At 71.0% G+C, this 1765-nt stretch carries 2 protein-coding genes; both read right to left on the bottom strand.

Features of this window, described 5'->3' with window-relative positions:
* Positions 1 to 1028: Hpt domain-containing protein (locus tag FVW20_RS14270; RefSeq protein WP_196610139.1), on the bottom strand; the 1028-nt coding region annotated here is incomplete at its 3' end.
* Positions 1025 to 1765, bottom strand: a 741-nt coding sequence (locus FVW20_RS14265; RefSeq protein WP_231039124.1) for a chemotaxis protein CheW, incomplete at its 5' end; no start/stop codon positions are given. The genes FVW20_RS14270 and FVW20_RS14265, both read right to left, overlap by 4 nt.

The raw sequence follows: 1765 nt of genomic DNA, 5'->3' as shown, positions 1-1765 counted from the left end.
CCGCGCACCGCCCGCAGGGCCTCGTCACCCGCACCGGCGGCGGCCAGCAGCCCGTCCGCATCGACAACACTCCCCTGGGCCGCGATGCGGCACAAAAGTTCCGGCGCAGGCAACAGCCTCTCCTCGCCCAGCGCCGTCACCTCCAGCCCGGCCTCGTCCAGCAGCGCGGCGAACGGCTCGCGCACCATGCCCACCGGATGTTCCGTGACCAGCACGGCGTCCCAGCGCAGGTGCACCGCTTCCGCGTCCAGCCCGTCCAGTTCCGGCACGGTTTCACAATGGGGCCAGACATGCAGGGGGCCAAGCCCGCGCAGCCCGTCCAGCAACCGGGAAGGGTCCAGCCCCCTGCGCAGCGCGCCGGGCGACGGGGTGTAGCGCAGCCAGTACACCCGTGATTCGCGGGAAGATTCGCCGTAAACGGCGGGTTGTTCCGAGGCCGCAAGCCCGTACGGTGAAGGACTGGCCCCCGACAAGGCCGTGGGAAAACCTTGCGTCAACGCGGTGGGCGGGGCATCTGCCGCACCGGCGGCATCGTCATCCCCCACCCCGGAAGAGGCAGGAAAGGCGCCGGAAGCTACCGCGGGGGCGGCCCACCGCGCCGCCAGTCCGTCGATGCGGTCCAGCAGTTCACGCTCGCGCACGGCAACGCCGTCCGCATCGGCACCCTCTTCCGCCCTGTCCGCAGACGGTGTTTTTCCCGCGACAGCGACCGACGCACCCCGTTCCAGCAATTCCTGCAAGTGGTCCTTGGCGTCCAGGCCAAGGGCCAGCAGTTCGGACGTGGCCGGAACCCCGGCCTTGCGCACGTTGTCGAACAGGTCTTCCACCGCATGGGTGAAGCGGGCCACCGCATTGAACCCGAACATGGCGCCGGTGCCCTTCAGGGTGTGCAGCGCGCGGAACACCCGTGCCATGAGCGCGGCATCGCCTGGGTGCGATTCCAGTTCCAGCAACGCCTCTTCAAGGTCGATGAGCAGGTCGCGCGCTTCCTCGGTGAACACGCGCCGTGCGGTGCCGCCGGGGTTCATGCGCCACCTCCGCCAAAGCGGACGGGGATGTCCGCAGCGGCGGCAGAGGCACGGGCCGGTTGCGTGTGCGGCTGCCCGTGGTCTGGCTGGCCATCTGCGTGGGGGCGGGGCGGAGACGGGACCTGGGGCGAGGATTGGGGCTGCGTCGACACCGGAGCGCCCGAAGGCTCCTCGTCGTCGAACAGGCGGTCGGCGTCCAGCAGCAGCACGTGCCGCCCGTTGTGGCGGAATATCCCGGCCAGCACGTCGGCGGGCACGGGGGTGCCCATGCGCGGCGGGGGTTCCACGGCCACGGCATCGATTTCGATGACTTCTCGCACGGCGTCGGCCAGCGCGCCCACCAGGGTGATGCCGCCGCCCGCATCCGGCGGGGCGGGCACTTCCACGATGACGATGCGCGAATGCACGGTGCGTACCACGCTGCCCATGCCGAGCCGGGTGCGCAGATCCACCACCGGCACGGCAGCCCCGCGCAGGTTCACCACCCCGCGCACATGTTGCGGCATGCGGGGAATGCGGGTCAGGTCGCCGAAATCCAGCACTTCACGCACCACGCCGATGTCGAGGGCGAAGCACTCGTCCCCAAGGGTCAAGGCCAGCAACCTGCGCACGGGCACCATGGGGCCAAGCCCCGGTAGGGGCGGACGCGCCGACCCCACTGGCCCCGCCGGATTCGCCAGGCCGGCTTGATGGGCCGAATGCGCAGGACGCGCCCCGTCACGCCGCGCGGCGTCGTC

Origin of the sequence: Nitratidesulfovibrio oxamicus (genome assembly GCF_015731765.1) — a bacterium.
Taxonomy (GTDB): domain Bacteria; phylum Desulfobacterota; class Desulfovibrionia; order Desulfovibrionales; family Desulfovibrionaceae; genus Cupidesulfovibrio; species Cupidesulfovibrio oxamicus.
Note: the sequence above shows the minus strand (reverse complement) of the source record. Positions and strands in the feature narration are given on the sequence as shown.